Genomic DNA, 14,425 nt, shown 5'->3' on the forward strand with positions numbered 1-14,425 from the left:
CACACTATTGAGTTCTCAAACAACACGCCGCACCCGGTAACAACCACACCAGCCAAACCGGCCAGGCCCTCCCGGAGCAACTTCTCTAACCTACCAGAGCGTCTTTCCCGGCGCAAATCCGTCTGTTTCGGATTCACTTCGTGGAAAGCCCTCCGAACCGTATTTCCGGTCGCGACTGATCGCTTCCGTTTCCGGTTCTTCTGGTGGGGTTTGGCCGTCTGTGTCCTCCGCGTTTCCGCGGCAACCCCCGACGACTCCGAAAACATTACCGGCGGCGCGCGCACCGGGCAAATCGGCTGCATCCCGGGCGTGTCGTCGGCGCCTGCGCTGGTGTCGCAGCACGCCGAGCCCGAGAACGCCGAAGGGCGGCACCCCTGTGGGGGTGCCGCCCTTCGCACGGGTCAGGCCTTCGCCACGATGGCGGAGTTCCTACCAGGACGACTTGGTGACGCCAGGAAGCTCGCCCTTGTGGGCCATCTCGCGGAAACGGACGCGCGAGATGCCGAACTTCTGGAACGTGCCGCGGGGGCGGCCGTCGATCTGGTCGCGGTTGCGCAGGCGCACCGGCGAGGCGTTGCGCGGGAGCTTCTGGAGACCGAGGCGGGCGGCCTCGCGGGCCTCGTCCGTCGCGTTCTCGTCGACCAGGGTCTTCTTCAGCTCGGCGCGCTTCGCGGCGTAGTGCTCAACGATGGCCTTGCGCTGCTCGTTGCGGGCAATCTTGGACTTCTTGGCCATGTTTAGCGCTCCTCTCGGAAGTCGACGTGCTTGCGGACGACCGGGTCGTACTTCTTCATGACCAGACGGTCGGGGTCGTTGCGGCGGTTCTTGCGGGTCACGTAGGTGTACCCGGTGCCCGCCGTGGACTTGAGCTTGATGATGGGACGAGCGTCCTTGTCCTTCTTGGCCATCAGAGCTTCACACCCTTCGCAAGCAGCTCCGAGACGACCGCGTCAATGCCGCGGACGTCGATGGTCTTGATGCCACGGGCCGACAGCGTCAGGGTGACGTTGCGGCGCAGGGACGGGACCCAGTAGCGCTTCTTCTGGATGTTGGGGTCGAACCGACGCTTGGTGCGGCGGTGCGAGTGGGAAATGCTGTGACCGAACGAGGGCGATGCCCCGGTCACCTGGCAATGCGCTGCCATGTTCGCTCCTCCAAGGTGTAGTCAAACAGTTGCAGTAAAAATGGCGTTCCGCATGAGCGTCCCGCCACCTCGATGCACCGTTCGCCTGCAGCTTTCCGGAGGGTGAACCAGGCGGGGTGAGAGCCAGCCGAAGTTCCCTCGCCGCGGTTTGACGGTGACTTCAGTGCCGATAGTGGAAACCACTGCATACGACAGCGTTAAATACTAGGCGCCGCGCCCGGGTGCCGCAAATCAGCCCGCTCCGCCGAGCACCTCCGTGAGCCTGCCGAGGATGCGGCCGGCCCAGCCGCCGCCCATGATGGTACGCGCCATCTGGTCCCCCGGGTGGTCCGGGCGGTAGCCGGCCTGGACGATCGTGAGGCGAGTGCCGCCGTCGTGCGCCTCGAGGCGGAAGGTGACGGTCGTGTCCATGTCGTTTCCCTCCCCCTCGTCCGCCCAGGAGATGACGAGCAGCTCCGGCTCGCGGAGCTCGAGGACCTCGCACGCGATGACCCCTGAGAAGCGCGCGGCCGGGATCGGCTCGGTGCGGAAGTGGAAGCGGCGGCCCACCACGGGGGCGAAGTCGTTGGGCATGAGCCACTGGGCGAGCAGCTCCGGCGTGGTGAGGGCGTGCCACACCGCGGTGGGCGGCTGCGGCAGGAAGTCCTCGACGCGGACCAGGGTGCGGTCTGCGGTGGCGTCCGTCATGGTTCCTCTTTCTCCAGGAGTGCGGCGAGCCGCGGGATGCGGCCGCGCCAGAAGTCCTCGTAGGGCTCCAGCCAGGCCCGCAGCAGGGCGAGGGGCTCCGGCGTGAGCGAGTAGTAGCGGTTCCGGCCCGCCTGGCGCTCGGCGACGAGGCCGACGCCGCGCAGCACCCTGAGGTGCTCGGCGACGCTCGGGCGGGCCATCTCGTACCGGTCCGCGAGCGCCTGCGCCGTCTGCGCCCCCTCGAGCAGCGCGGCGAGGAGGTCCCTCCGCACCGGGTGCGCGAGGGCCGCGAACACGTGGTCGGTGGGGGTCTCCCGGCTCTGGCGAGGCACGCCGTCAGGGATACGTAGGAAATTTCCTACACGTCAAGCTGACTGCGCGGGCGTTGACCACATGGAATAGATCGGCCTACTCTTTAGTTGTAGCTTCAAGTAAGGGCCTCAAGGCCAGCATCACGACGAAAGCCCGCCATGAGCTTCCTATCCCGCCTCTTTGGAAAGAAGACCATTATGAGTGACATCACCATCATCGGAACCGGCAGCATGGCCCGCGGCATCGCGTCCCGCGCGGTCGCAGCGGGCAAGAGCGTCCAGCTCCTCGCCCACGAGGACAAGGCCAAGGCCGAGGCGCTGGCCTCGGAGCTCGGCGGCACCGTCACCACGGGCGTGCTCGGCGACGAGGTCACGGGCGCCATCGTGATCCCCGCCGTGTACTTCGACGCCTCGAAGGCGATCGCGGCCCAGTACGGCGACGCCCTGACCGGCAAGGTCTACGTGGACATCACCAACCCGGTGGACTTCTCGACCTTCGACGGCCTCGCGGTCGCGGCGGGCACCTCGGCCGCCGAGGAGATCCAGAAGCTGACTCCGGCCAAGGTCGTCAAGGCCTTCAACACGACCTTCGGCGGGACGCTCATCTCGGGCGCCGTGTCCGGCCAGGAGCTGGACGTGCTCATCGCAGGGGACGACGAGGCCGCCGTCGGGGCTGTCGCCGACTTCGTCTCCGCGGCGAGCCTCAACGCCGTCGTGGTCGGCCCGCTCCGCCGCGCCCAGCAGCTGGAGCAGACCGGCTTCCTGAACATCCTGCTCTCTGCCAGCGACTCGCTCCCCGAGTACCAGTGGAACTCGGCGCTGAAGTTCCTCCCGGCCGTCTGATCCGGCCCCGCACGTGACGCAGGGGACCACGCCCCGTGGGCGTGGTCCCCTGCGGTGCTCTGGAACGGCGGCCCTAGGCGCCCTCAACGAGCTCGGCCAGCCGGTCGATTGAGGCCCGGAGCTTCTCCGCCGTGGTGGCACGGGCACGGGGAAGGCGCTGCGGGTCCTCGAGCCGGGTCCAGTCGTAGGTGTGCCGCACGAGCGTGCGCCCCTCCCCCTGCGGCTCGAGCTCCCAGCGCCACAGCTGGCCGATCGGCGCCTGGCCCTGCTCCGCCGGCATCCATGCGATGCGGCGGCCCTCCTCGAATTCCACAACGTGGTTCTCGCGGACCGCCCCCTTGGTCAGGGTCATCCGGAAGACATCGCCCACGCCCCCGACACGCTGGCCGGCGGCGGCCTCGCCGAGGTTGTCGTTGCCATCCCAGCGGGGCTGGGCGGCCGGATCGGCGATGAGGTCGAAGATGGCGGCGCTGGGGGCCGCGATGGCGCGCTCGGCGCTCACCACGCGGGACTCTGCGGAGGAGGAATCAGTCATGGCGCCAGTCAACCAGTCCGCACCGGCCCGCGGAAGGCAGTGCGGACGACGCCGGCCCCGCACCCGCCGCTCGCGAGGAGCCGCAGGCGCGGGGCCGGCGTCGTGCGCAGCCGCGGAACGGGGCTGGTGACAGGCCCGGACTAGGCGCAGACCGGCCGGTAGGACGGGTCCGCGGGGCCTGCCTGCAGGAGCGCGTTGGAGACGAGGGCCCAGACGTTCGGGTCGTTGGGCGACTGGTCGTGCTCGATGGTGTCCAGCGGGCAGTAGTCCTGGAGCACGAGGTTGGTGACCTGCTTGGACGAACCCGCCAGCGCCTGGGACGTGTACGGGGTGACCACCTCGTCATAGCGCGTGGAGATGACGGTGTACGCCGGCCCGGCCACGGTGTCGCCGATGGAGTTGAGCTGGGCCATGAAGGCCGAGCCTGCGTACTGGTCGGCACAGGCCTGGCACGCCGTGCTGGTGGCGGTCGTGTCGAGGACCATGCCGGCCGGCGACGGGGCGATGAGGCCCTGCGTCCCGTGGTTGGACGGGGCGATGCCGATCAGCTGGTGCACGTACTTGGCCCCGCCGAGGAAGCCCAGGTAGTAGCGCGGCATCATGCCGCCCTGGCTGTGCCCCACGAGGTCGACCTGCTTCGCGCCGGTCGCGCCGAGCACGGACTGGACGAACTGCCCGAGCTCGGCCGCGGAGTCCGCGACCGGGCCGCTCGCGGGCACGCCGTTGACCACGCCGTAGTTGAGCGAGAAGACGCAGTAGCCCTGATCCTTGAGCACCGGCGAGAGCAGCGACCAGTTCTTGGCCATGGTCTCGAAGGTCCCCGGGACGAGCACCACCGGATACGGGTGCACCGCAGAGGGCTTGCACGTGAAGTCGTTCGCCCCGGGCGGGTCGGGCGAGACCGAGTCGGCCTGGGCGGCGGGCGCCGCGACGAGGCCGAGGGCCAGCAGGGCGGCGGAGAGCAGGGCGGTGAGGTGGATTCGGCGCATCGGCGGCCTCCAGTGTCTCGGGCCGCGGGCTTCGTTGCCCGCGGGCTGCAAGTTACCCTCCGGTAGCTCCCGCGCGTGTCGCAAGAGTGATCCACGTCATGTGCACGGATGTGCAGCGGTGGCCGAGAGCCGGGTCCCAGTTCGTGGCCGCCGCCGCCGGACTCCTGCACATCCTCGCGCCCCGCCCGCTCACCGCGGGACCTTCGGCCCCCTTACCCGCCAGTAGGAGTGCGGCGTACGATGAATCCACAGCTGAAGGGCCTCCGGCCCGCGGCGGCCCCCGGACGCTAGGGGAACCGCCATGAGCACGGACATCGACCCCGCCAGTGCTGCAGCAGCCACTGCCGAGGCGGCCAGCATCACCACGGCCAGCGCCGCCGAGGGGAAGGCGCCCGGCTGGGAGGAATCCCGCGCCGTCGCCGAGGCGAGCCGGCAGACCGACTGGGAGCGGCCGAGCTTCGCCAAGGCCCTCTACCTCGGCGACTTCCAGTGGGACCTCATGCACCCCGTCGCCGAGCCCACGCCGGAGGACGCCGAGCGCGGCGAGGCGTTCCTTGCCCGGCTCCGCGGCGTGCTGGCGACCATGGACGGAGCCCGCATCGAGGCCGAGGACCGCATCCCCGACGAGTACCTCCGCTCCCTCGCGGACATCGGCGCCTTCGGGATGAAGATCCCCGCCGAGTACGGCGGGCTCGGCCTCTCCCTCGCCTACTACGGGCGCGCGCTCATGCTCGTGGGCTCCCTCCACCCCTCGATCGGCGCGCTCCTGTCCGCGCACCAGTCCATCGGCGTGCCCGAGCCGGTGAAGATGTTCGGCTCGGCGGAGCAGAAGCGGCAGTTCCTCCCGCGCTGCGCGGCCGGCGCGGTGACGGCCTTCCTCCTCACGGAACCGGACGTCGGCTCAGACCCCGCCCGGCTCACCACGACCGCGCGGCTCTCCGACGACGGCCTCAGCTATGTGCTGGACGGGTCCAAGCTGTGGACCACCAACGGGGTGATCGCCGAACTCGTGGTCATCATGGCCGCAGTCCTGCCCCACGGAGCGGCCGGGGACGTCCCGGCGGGCAAGGGCGGCATCACCGCGTTCGTGGTGGAGATGGACACCCCCGGGATCACGGTCGAGAACCGCAACTCCTTCATGGGGCTCAAGGGCCTTGAGAACGGTGTGACCCGCTTCGACGGGGTCCGCGTGCCCGCCGCGAACCGCGTGGGCCGCGAGGGGCAGGGCCTCAAGATCGCGCTCACCACCCTCAACACCGGCCGGCTCTCGATCCCGGCCATGTGCGCCGCGGGGGCGAAGTGGTCCCTGAAGATCGCCCGCGGCTGGTCGGCGGCCCGGGTGCAGTGGGGGCGCCCGATCGGCGAGCACGAGGCCGTCGCCACGAAGATCGCCTTCATGGCCACGACCGCGTTCGCGCTCGAGGCCGTCTTCGAGGTCTCCGCCGCGCTCGCGGACGCGGGCATGAAGGACGTGCGCATCGAGGCGGCGCTCGCCAAGCTCTGGTCCTCCGAGATGGCCTACCGGGTCGCCGACGAACTCGTGCAGATCCGTGGCGGCCGCGGCTACGAGACGGCCGCGTCCCTGCGGGCCCGGGGCGAGCGGGCCGTGCCGGCCGAGCAGCTCCTGCGCGACCTCCGCATCAACCGCATCTTCGAAGGCTCCACCGAGATCATGCACCTCCTGATCGCCCGCGAGGCCGTGGACGCCCACCTCGCGGCCGCCGGGGACCTCGCGCGCGCCGACGCGACCCTGTCGGAGAAGGCCCGTGCCGCGAGGGACGCCTCGGGCTTCTACGCCAAGTGGCTGCCCCGGCTCCTCGCCGGCGAGGGCAATGACCCGCGCGCCTACCGCGGATTCGGCACGCTCGCCAGGCACCTCCGCTACGTCGAGCGGGCCTCGCGCCGCCTGGCCCGGCACACGTTCGCCGGCATGGGCCGCTGGCAGGCCGCCCTCGAGCACCGCCAGGCGTTCCTCGGCCGCGTCGTGGACATCGGCGCCGAGCTCTTCGCCATGGCCGCCGTCTGCGCCTGGTCCGAGCACCTGCGGGCCACGGGGGCGGACGGGGCGGAGAGCGCCCGGGACCTTGGCGAGGCGTTCTGCGAGCAGGCGCGGCGGCGCGTCGAGGCGCTCTTCGCGGCGCTGTGGGACAACACGGACGACGCCGACCGGCGCCTCGCGCGCCGCGTGCTGGACGGGGAGTTCACCTGGGTCGAGGACGGTGTGCTCGACCCCTCCGAGGGCACCGGGCCGTGGATCGCGCCGCGCTCGGAGGACCCGGGCACGCGGCCCGACCTGCACCGCGACGTGCGGTGAGCCCGGCGCGGCAGGCGCGCGGCCGGCGTCGTGCGCCGGGCCTCACCCCGCATCGGCGAGGATGAGCTCCACGAGGGCGCCGAAGAGGCCGTCGTCCAGCCCGAGGCCCGCGAGCGCGGCCACGATCGCGGCGGGAGGGGCGCCCGAGGCGGCCCGGGCGTAGACCTCGCCCTTGACGGCGAACTCCGCGTGCACGTCGGTCAGGAGACGCTCGACGGCGGAGACGGTCCGGTTGGGCGCGAGGCTGAAGCCGCCGGCGGCCGTGAGGGTGAGGGCCTCGGCAGCGTCGATTCCCTCGGCCGTCACGCGCAGGGCCGCGGCCTGCCCGTCGTACTCGGCCACGGCGTCCAGCTCCCGGCCGCCCGCCGCGACGCGGACGGTGCCGGGGCGGGCGATCCCCTCGATGGCGAGCTCCCAGGCCCGTGTCCGCGGCACGCCGCCGGCGGTGCCCCGCGCCGGTCCGACCCGCAGGCTGCCGGCCTCCCAGTCGAATGCGATGGGGGTCCACACCTGGTGCTCGCGCAGCCCGGCGGTGCCGGTGCCGTCGTCCTCGATGACCTCGAACGCGCCGGAGGCGCCCGCGAAGACGCGCACGCCGACCCGTTCCGGGCAGGCGGTCCCGTTCGCCACCGCACCGGCGGCGAGCGGCAGGATCGCGCCGGCCCGGGCCAGGACCGGGATCGACTCGAGGGTGCGGAACATCCGCACCCACCGGCCGCCCCGGTAGCGGGTTCCCGTGAAGACGTCGAACCAGTCCCCCGGCGGGAGCCACGCCGTGACGCTTGCGCGGTTGAGCGCCCGGTCCCGGGGCGTGACGATCGGCGCGACCATGAGCTCGGATCCGAAGAGGAACTGGTTGGGGGCCTCGTACGCCTCGGCGGCCTCGGGGTGCTCGTAGTAGAGCGGCTCCACGAGGGGCCGTCCCTCGGCGGCGGCGCGGTGGTTCATCGTGTGGAGGTAGGGCACGAGCCGGTGCCGCAGGCGCAGGAACTCCTCCATCGCCGCCTCCGCGTCCGGCCGGAACCGCCAGGGCTCCTTCCCCGTGAACGGCATCGACGAGCTGTGCAGGCGGGTGATCGGCGAGAAGACGCCGAGCTGGACCCACCGGGCGGCGAGGTCGTCGTCCTTGTAGCCGCCCATGTGGCCGCCGATGTCGTGGCTCCACCAGCCGTAACCGACGTTCGAGGCGGTCGCCGTGAAGTAGGGCTGGAACGCGAGGGACTCCCACGTGACGATCGTGTCCCCGGAGAACCCGATCGGGTACCGGTGGCTGCCGGGTCCGGCGTAGCGGGAGAAGGTCAGCGGCAGGCGCCCCCCGCGCGCCGAGTCGAGGAAGTGCACGTGGTTCAGCACCCACAGCGGGTCGAGTCCGCGCAGGCGCGAGTACGGCCCTGACTGCCAGTCGAGCCACCAGAAGTCCACTCCCGCCTCCTCGAGCGGGTGGTGGACCTCGCGCAGGTAGGCGCCGAGGAACTGCGGGTCTGCCGGATCGAACGCGATCGACTCCCCGGCCGCCGGGTCGAGGCCGAGGGCCAGCGCGGTGCGCTCGTACGCCTCCTCGTGGGCCGCGATCCCGTCCGCGGGGTGGACGTTGAGGGTCAGCGCGAGGCCCCTGCCGTGCAGCCACCGGGCGAAGCCCTCCGGGTCGGGGAACAGCTCCCGGTTCCAGGTGTAGCCGGTCCAGCCCGATCCGTGCGCCGGATCGATCTCGGTGAGGTGCCAGTCCATGTCCAGGACGGCGACGGAGAGGGGGACCTCCTCCGCCGCGAAGCGCTCGACCACGCCCCGGTACTCCTGCTCGGAGTACCGGTGGTAGCGGCTCCACCAGTTCCCGAGCGCGAAGCGGGGCACGAGCGGGGTGGGGCCGGAGATGCGGTAGAAGTCGCGCAGGCAGGCGCGGTAGTCGCGCCCGTAGCCGAAGAAGTACAGGTCCACCCGCCCGGCGGCGCTGCCGCCGTGGCCTGCTGCGGCGCCTGCACCCGGCCGGGCGCGGGGAGCGAGCCAGCCGTCATCGTCGAAGACGAGCGTGCTGCTGTCGTCGAGGACCGAGAAGCCGTAGCGGGACATCAGGCCGGGCTCGAGCTCGCACGCGCCGTCCACCCCGTCGAGGGTGCGGGCGGTGCCGCCGAGGTTCCGCTCGCCTTCCTCGCCGTAGTGCCAGACGCTGTGGTAGTTGCTCACCCCGCCCAAGACCTTGACCGAGAGCCCGTGCGGGGCGAACGGGCCCTTGTCGTAGACGAGGTGGAGGTGCGCCGTGAGGATCTCGAGCCGGCTGTCCGAGTCGAGGACCGTGAACTCCGGCGGCTCCAGGTCCCGGTGCAGGACCGCCTGCGAGGCGCGGTCCTCGAACTCCCCGTCCGGGGAGTACTCGAGGCGCAGCAGGCGCGAGGTCAGCACCGTGATCCTGTAACGGGGGCCGCGCACGACGGCGGCGGCCCGGGGGCGCGGCGAGGTCACCGGGCGGAGGTGGTCGGGCAGGCGGACGGTCCCCGTGGTCTCGGTCACGTCATGGAGCCTACCCGCGGAGGGCAGGGCCGAACCGGGTCCTGGCTGGACCTCGGCGTGCGGCGGCCGGGGCGCGGGAGGCGGCCGGCCGGCGTCGTGCGCCGGGAGCGTCGGTCAGCGGTCGAGGGTGACGGTGCGCAGGTCGAGACGCCGCAGCACACGGTCGACCAGCTCGGGGTCGTTGCCGGGCTCGTTGCGCGCCGCGAGCATCTCACGCCGGGCCGCGGCCAGGGCGTCGCGCTGGGCGCGCTCCATCGCGGCGAGCACGGCCTGGATCCGGCGCATCTTCTCGGGATCCTCTGCGTAGTCGGCCTGGAGGATCGTGTGGAGCGAGGACATGCGCCGGGCCAGGGCCCGCCGGCGCCCCTCCGGGAGCTTCTGCGCCGCCGGCGAGGTGCGCAGGGCCTCGAGCGCCACCCGCTCGGCGCGGCGCGCGAGGGCCCGCTGCGCGCGCTGCTCGGCGGCGCGGTCGTCGGGGAGGTGCAGCATGCGCATGAGCCAGGGCAGGGTCAGGCCGGGCAGCACGAGCGTGACCACGAGCACCGACGCCGCCGCCGCGACGGCGAAGTTGCGCCCCGGCGTCGGGGAGCCGTCCGCGAGCGTGGTCGGCAGGGCCAGCGCGAGCGCGAGGGTGGCCAGGCCGCGCATGCCGCACCAGGTCAGGACCACCACCTCCCTGAGCGAGCCGGGCGTCTTCTCCCGCCGCTCGGCCCCGCCGATCCAGTACATCGCGTACATCCACACGAAGCGCACGACGATGACGGTCGCGCAGATCCCCGCGAGCCCGGGGACGAAGGTCAGCAGGTTCGCCCCCTCGGCCTCGATGACCGAGCGCATCTCGATGCCCACGAGCCCGAACGCCACCCCCGTGGTCAGCAGTTCGAGGACGTCCCAGAAGGCCGAGCGGGTGAGCCGCTCCCCCGAATCCTGGGGCCGCGCCCGCCGTCCGAGCTCGACCGCGGTCACGACCACCGCGACGACCCCCGAGCAGTGCACCAGCTCAGCCAGCAGGTACACGGCGTACGGCGCCACGAGGGAGGCGGCGCTGCGGGCCACGAGGTCGGGGACGAAGCGGGTGAGGGTCCCGACGACCCAGGCCACCGCGAAGCCGAGCAGGGCCGCACCGGCGGCCCCGACGAGGAACTGCGGGACCACGCTCCAGCCCACGCGGCCGTGGCTGACGGTCGCGGACACCGCGGCCTGGAAGATCACGATGGCCATTGCGTCGTTGAACAGGCCCTCGGTCTGGAGCACCGTCAGCAGCCGGCGCTGCATGCTGACCTTGCCCGCGATCGCCTCGACGGCCACGGGGTCCGGCGGGGCGACGATCGCCCCGAGCGCCAGCGCGAGCGGCAGCCCGACCGCGGGGACCAGCCACCACGTCACCGCCGCGACCGCCGCCACCGTCGCCGCGACCAGCAGCACCGCCAGGAGCACGAGTGAGCGCCAGCGCAGCCTGAACACGGACCAGGAGGACCGCTGCGCCGCCGCGAACAGCAGCGGCGGCAGGAAGAGCGGCAGGATCAGCTCGGGGTCGATGTGGACGTTCGGGACGAACGGCAGGGACGCGGCGAGCGCCGAGAACACGAGCATGAGGATCGGATAGGGCAGGCGGATCCGCTCCCCGATCCCCACGATGAGGACCGTCCCGAACAGCAGGCCGACCACCAGCAGCAGAAATTCCATGGGCCCCCTTCGCCTCAGGAGCATTTTTCCATGCTGGCGGTCGGCGCGGTCGGGGGCGTGCGCTCAGGTGAGCGGGGAGGCCGACGGCGAGGCCTCGCCGTCGTGCGTCTGCCCGCCGATGACCCACTCGAAGGCCAGGGCCCGCGACCGGGCACCCTGGGACGCCCGCGAGCGGTTCGGCTCCCCGAGGTCGACGAGGAGCGATTCGGAGATGCCGACGAGCTCGGCGAGGGTCGCGGGCGTGAACCACTCCGGGCGCGTCGCGAAGAGGATGTCCTCGCTCGAGGTGTTGCCGCTCGCTCCGGGGGCGAAGGGGCACCCGCCGAGGCCGCCCAGCGCGCCGTCGACCATGGTGGCACCGGCCTGGATCGCGGCGAGCGTGTTGGCGACGCCGAGGCCCCACGTGTCGTGCCCGTGGTAGACGATCTCGCGCTCGGGGGTCTCCTTCCCCACCCGCGCGACGAGGTCCGCGACCTGGGCGGGCACGGCCTGGCCGAGGGTGTCGCAGATGACGATGCCCTGGGCGCCCTCGGTGCGGGGGTCGTTGGCGATGCCGAGGACGCGCTCGGGCGGGACGGGGCCCTCGAAGGGGCAGGTGAAGGAGGTCGCGATGCACAGCTCCACGGATGCTCCCGCCTCCCGGGCCAGGGCGAGCGACCGCGGCATCGCCTCGAGGCTGGCCTCCGTGGTCCGTCCGATGTTGGCCAGGTTGTGGGCATCGCTCGCCGAGAAGCAGTACTGCAGGTTCCGGGCGCCCGCCTCCAGGGCGAGCTCCACGTGCTTGGGGGTGGCCACCCAGAGCCAGCATGCGGCCAGCTCCTCGGCGGTGAGCGCGCGGACGACCTCCAGCGTGTTGGCCATCGGCGGGACCTTGTCTGGGCGGGCGAGGGAGCCGATCTCGAGTGCGGGCACGCCCAGGGCGAGCAGCCGTCGGGCGAGCGCGACCTTCCGGTCGGCGGGCAGGACCTTGCCCGTGAGCTGCAGCCCGTCGCGGAGGGTCACGTCGCGAAGCCTGGCCGCCGGGGTGAAGGAGTGGCTCACGCCGTCACCCCCTGCGCTGCGCGGAGGACCGCGTGGATCTCCTCCTCGGACCGCCCCAGCAGATCGCGGCAGACTTCTTCCGTGTGCTCGCCGAGGTCGGGGCCCAGGGAGCGGACCGGGAGCGAGGCCTCTCCGAGGACCGGCACGATCCCCGGGAAGCCCACGTCGGTGATGGTCCGCTCGCCCGTGGAGACGTCGAACTTCTGGATCATGTGCCGGGCGGCGTACTGCGGGTCGGCGCAGATGTCCTCTGCGGTGTAGATCGGGCCGGAGGGCACCCCGGCACGGTCGAGGACGTCGAGCGCCTCCGCCGGCGGGAGGGTGGCGGTCCAGACGCCGATCGCGGCGTCGAGCTCGTCCCGCCGCTCCCAGCGGCCGGCGTTGCCGGCCAGCTCCGGGTCCGCCGCGAGGTCCGGACGGCCGATGATCTGCATGAGCCGGGCGAAGATGGAGTCCCCGTTGCCCGCGATCACGATGCTCCCGCCGCCCGCGCACACGTAGGCGTTGCTGGGGGCGATGCCCTCCATCCGGCCCCCGGTGCGGGTCCTGCGGACGCCGTAGGCCTCGTAGTCGGGGATGAGCGATTCCATCATCGAGAAGATGGCCTCGTTGAGGGCCACATCGACGACCCTCTCGGCGAGGGGCGCGCGGGCCCCCTGGGAACGCTCGCGCTGGAACAGCAGCATCATGGACCCGAAGGCGGCGTAGAGGCCCGCGATCGAGTCTCCGATGGAGATCCCCACCCGCACGGGCGGCCTGTCCGGGTCGCCCACGAGTTCGCGGAAGCCGCCCACGGCCTCGGCGACGGCGGCGAAGCCGGGGCGGTCCGACAGCGGTCCGGTCTGGCCGTAGGCGGACAGCCGGGTGATGATCAGGTCCGGGTTGGCGGCGCTGAGGACCTCGGGTCCCAGCCCCCACCGCTCGAGGGTGCCCGGGCGGAAGTTCTCGAGCAGGATGTCGCAGTGCCGCACGAGGTCGAGGACCAGGTCTCGCCCCGTCTCCGAGCGCAGGTCCAGGACCACCGACTTCTTGTTGCGGTTGATGGTCCGGTACAGCATCGAGGTGCTGCCCTCGTAGAGCCGCCAGTTGCGCAGCTCGTCCCCCGTGCCCGGACGCTCGACCTTGATGACCTCGGCACCGAAGTCGGCGAGGAGCCGGCCCGCCGTTGGCGCGGCGATGTAGTTCCCGAGTTCGAGGACGCGGATCCCGGCGAGGGGCGCGAACGCCCGGGGGGCCTCTGCCGAGCCCGTCTCAGGCCTTGACGTAGTCATTGGTGTACGTCTTGCTCAGGTCGATGGCCTTGTCCCCGATCTCGGGGTTGGCCACGCGCTGGGTCTTGAGGACCGCCTGGGTGCCGTCCTCGGTGAACTTGCCGTCCTTGCTGAGGGTCTTCTTGAGGTCGTCGATCACCTTGGCGTACTGGACCTTGTCGCCGCCCGCGAACTTCTCGGGCATCTTGGCCGCGATCTCCTGGCCCGAGTGCTCGCTGATGTACCCGAGCGTGCGCTCGATCGCCTTGGCGAGCTTGCCCACGGTGTCCTGGTTCTTCGAGATCCAGTCCGACTTGGCGTACAGGCAGGCGGACGGCCACGACTCGGTGCCGAAGACCGCCTTGAGCCCGTCGACCGTCCGCACGTCCTGGAGGATGACGGGCGCCTTCCCCAGCCGCTTGGCCAGGACCGAGATGTCCGGCTCGAGCATGACCGCCGCGTCGACCTGGTTGTTCTGGACCGCGGCCACCGCGCTCGAGCCGGCCCCGATCGCGGAGACGGCGGCGTCCGTGGGCTGGAAGCCGTTCTTGGAGAGGAGGTACTTGACGAACATGTCCGTCGACGACCCGGGCGCGGTCACTCCGACGTTCTTGCCCTTCAGGTCCGCGATGCCCTTGATGGAGCCCTCGTTCTTGGGCGCCACGACCAGCGCGAGGCCGGAGGAGAGGCCCATGTCGACAAAGGCCTCGATGCTCTGGTTCTTGGCCTGCATCTGGATGGTGTGCTCGTAGTAGCCGCTTGTCACCTGGGTGCTGCCGCCGATCATCGCAGTGAGGGCCTTCGAGCCGCCCTGGAGGTCCTGGAGCTCGACCTCGACGCCCTCCTCCTTGTAGTAGCCGAGCTGCTGGGCGAGGGTCGTCGGCAGGTAGGTCAGGAGGGTCTGGCCGCCGACGCCGATGATCACCTTCGCGCCGGAACCCCCGCCCGCCGCGCCGGAGGCCCCGCCGGTGCCTGCCTGCCCGGGCGGCGCCGAGGAGGGCGCGCCGCAGGCAGCGAGCGCGAGGCCGGCGGCAGTGATGCCTGCCACCGAGAGGACGCGGCGGCGGGTCCAGCCCTCGGAGACGGCCGGGTTCTGGTGCGGGTCGGGAGACGAGGTCAT

Annotated in this window: 14 protein-coding genes; 2 read left to right on the top strand and 12 right to left on the bottom strand. The window is 71.8% G+C overall.

Features of this window, described 5'->3' with window-relative positions; all coding sequences use genetic code 11:
* Nucleotides 1-429 precede the first annotated feature (429 nt).
* The 5 genes from rpsN to J2W20_RS09915 form a co-directional block, all read right to left on the bottom strand.
* Entirely contained in the window at nt 430-735 is a 306-nt protein-coding gene (rpsN, locus tag J2W20_RS09895) for a 30S ribosomal protein S14 (RefSeq protein WP_066500625.1), read from the bottom strand.
* A 2-nt stretch (nt 736-737) separates the two neighbouring features.
* Nucleotides 738-908: a 50S ribosomal protein L33 gene (gene rpmG, locus J2W20_RS09900; protein WP_043122011.1), complete on the bottom strand. Its 171-nt coding sequence runs from the start codon at nt 906-908 to the stop codon at nt 738-740.
* Nucleotides 908-1,144: a 50S ribosomal protein L28 gene (gene rpmB, locus J2W20_RS09905; protein ID WP_307006388.1), complete on the bottom strand. Its 237-nt coding sequence runs from the start codon at nt 1,142-1,144 to the stop codon at nt 908-910. The genes rpmG and rpmB overlap by 1 nt, the downstream gene beginning before the upstream one ends.
* A 231-nt stretch (nt 1,145-1,375) precedes the next feature.
* Entirely contained in the window at nt 1,376-1,831 is a 456-nt protein-coding gene (locus J2W20_RS09910) for an SRPBCC family protein (protein WP_307006389.1), read from the bottom strand.
* A complete protein-coding gene (locus J2W20_RS09915; RefSeq protein ID WP_307006390.1) occupies nt 1,828-2,163 on the bottom strand; it encodes an ArsR/SmtB family transcription factor in 336 nt (111 codons plus the stop codon). Before J2W20_RS09915 ends, J2W20_RS09910 begins: the two co-directional genes overlap by 4 nt.
* Nucleotides 2,164-2,340: 177 nt before the next feature.
* Here J2W20_RS09915 and J2W20_RS09920 point away from each other — a divergent pair, with 177 nt between their 5' ends.
* Nucleotides 2,341-2,985 carry an NADPH-dependent F420 reductase gene (locus J2W20_RS09920; protein ID WP_307006391.1) on the top strand — a complete coding sequence of 215 codons (645 nt, stop codon included), beginning with the start codon at nt 2,341-2,343 and terminating at the stop codon, nt 2,983-2,985.
* A 73-nt stretch (nt 2,986-3,058) separates the two neighbouring features.
* On the opposite strand, the gene J2W20_RS09925 is transcribed toward J2W20_RS09920, so the two are convergent.
* Together J2W20_RS09925 and J2W20_RS09930 are read right to left on the bottom strand one after the other, a co-directional pair.
* The gene (locus J2W20_RS09925; protein ID WP_307006392.1) at nt 3,059-3,520 is read right to left on the bottom strand and encodes an SRPBCC family protein; all 462 of its coding nucleotides are present in this window, start codon (nt 3,518-3,520) and stop codon (nt 3,059-3,061) included.
* 140 nt (nt 3,521-3,660) lie between these two features.
* Nucleotides 3,661-4,509 (bottom strand): esterase/lipase family protein, encoded by an 849-nt coding sequence (locus tag J2W20_RS09930; protein WP_307006393.1) that lies wholly within the window; start codon nt 4,507-4,509, stop codon nt 3,661-3,663.
* Nucleotides 4,510-4,810: 301 nt separating this feature from the next.
* Between J2W20_RS09930 and J2W20_RS09935 the strand changes: the two genes are divergently transcribed.
* A complete protein-coding gene (locus tag J2W20_RS09935; protein ID WP_307006394.1) occupies nt 4,811-6,823 on the top strand; it encodes an acyl-CoA dehydrogenase family protein in 2,013 nt (670 codons plus the stop codon).
* Between the two features lie 42 nt (nt 6,824-6,865).
* Here the strand turns inward: J2W20_RS09935 and J2W20_RS09940 are convergent, their stop codons facing one another.
* From J2W20_RS09940 to J2W20_RS09960, 5 genes are all read right to left on the bottom strand, one after another.
* Nucleotides 6,866-9,328, bottom strand: a complete 2,463-nt coding sequence (locus J2W20_RS09940; protein ID WP_307006395.1) for a glycoside hydrolase family 31 protein — start codon at nt 9,326-9,328, stop codon at nt 6,866-6,868.
* Between the two features lie 114 nt (nt 9,329-9,442).
* Entirely contained in the window at nt 9,443-11,014 is a 1,572-nt protein-coding gene (locus tag J2W20_RS09945) for a Na+/H+ antiporter (protein WP_307006397.1), read from the bottom strand.
* 63 nt (nt 11,015-11,077) lie between these two features.
* A complete protein-coding gene (locus tag J2W20_RS09950; protein ID WP_307006398.1) occupies nt 11,078-12,055 on the bottom strand; it encodes a hydroxymethylglutaryl-CoA lyase in 978 nt (325 codons plus the stop codon).
* The gene (locus tag J2W20_RS09955; protein WP_307006399.1) at nt 12,052-13,326 is read right to left on the bottom strand and encodes a CaiB/BaiF CoA transferase family protein; all 1,275 of its coding nucleotides are present in this window, start codon (nt 13,324-13,326) and stop codon (nt 12,052-12,054) included. Before J2W20_RS09955 ends, J2W20_RS09950 begins: the two co-directional genes overlap by 4 nt.
* On the bottom strand, nt 13,307-14,425 hold the full coding sequence (locus tag J2W20_RS09960) for an ABC transporter substrate-binding protein (RefSeq protein ID WP_307006401.1): 1,119 nt from the start codon (nt 14,423-14,425) through the stop codon (nt 13,307-13,309). Before J2W20_RS09960 ends, J2W20_RS09955 begins: the two co-directional genes overlap by 20 nt.

Origin of the sequence: Sinomonas atrocyanea (genome assembly GCF_030812675.1) — a bacterium.
Lineage (GTDB): Bacteria > Actinomycetota > Actinomycetes > Actinomycetales > Micrococcaceae > Sinomonas > Sinomonas atrocyanea_B.

Bases quoted from the DNA above. Each gene is read 5' to 3' on its own strand.
- J2W20_RS09925 (WP_307006392.1), bottom strand. From the start codon at position 3,520: ATGACTGATTCCTCCTCCGCAGAGTCCCGCGTGGTGAGCGCCGAGCGC.
- J2W20_RS09910 (WP_307006389.1), bottom strand. From the start codon at position 1,831: ATGACGGACGCCACCGCAGACCGCACCCTGGTCCGCGTCGAGGACTTC.
- rpmG (WP_043122011.1), bottom strand. From the start codon at position 908: ATGGCCAAGAAGGACAAGGACGCTCGTCCCATCATCAAGCTCAAGTCC.
- rpsN (WP_066500625.1), bottom strand. From the start codon at position 735: ATGGCCAAGAAGTCCAAGATTGCCCGCAACGAGCAGCGCAAGGCCATC.
- J2W20_RS09920 (WP_307006391.1), top strand. From the start codon at position 2,341: ATGAGTGACATCACCATCATCGGAACCGGCAGCATGGCCCGCGGCATC.
- rpmB (WP_307006388.1), bottom strand. From the start codon at position 1,144: ATGGCAGCGCATTGCCAGGTGACCGGGGCATCGCCCTCGTTCGGTCAC.
- J2W20_RS09955 (WP_307006399.1), bottom strand. From the start codon at position 13,326: ATGACTACGTCAAGGCCTGAGACGGGCTCGGCAGAGGCCCCCCGGGCG.
- J2W20_RS09930 (WP_307006393.1), bottom strand. From the start codon at position 4,509: ATGCGCCGAATCCACCTCACCGCCCTGCTCTCCGCCGCCCTGCTGGCC.
- J2W20_RS09960 (WP_307006401.1), bottom strand. From the start codon at position 14,425: ATGACCTCGTCTCCCGACCCGCACCAGAACCCGGCCGTCTCCGAGGGC.
- J2W20_RS09945 (WP_307006397.1), bottom strand. From the start codon at position 11,014: ATGGAATTTCTGCTGCTGGTGGTCGGCCTGCTGTTCGGGACGGTCCTC.
- J2W20_RS09935 (WP_307006394.1), top strand. From the start codon at position 4,811: ATGAGCACGGACATCGACCCCGCCAGTGCTGCAGCAGCCACTGCCGAG.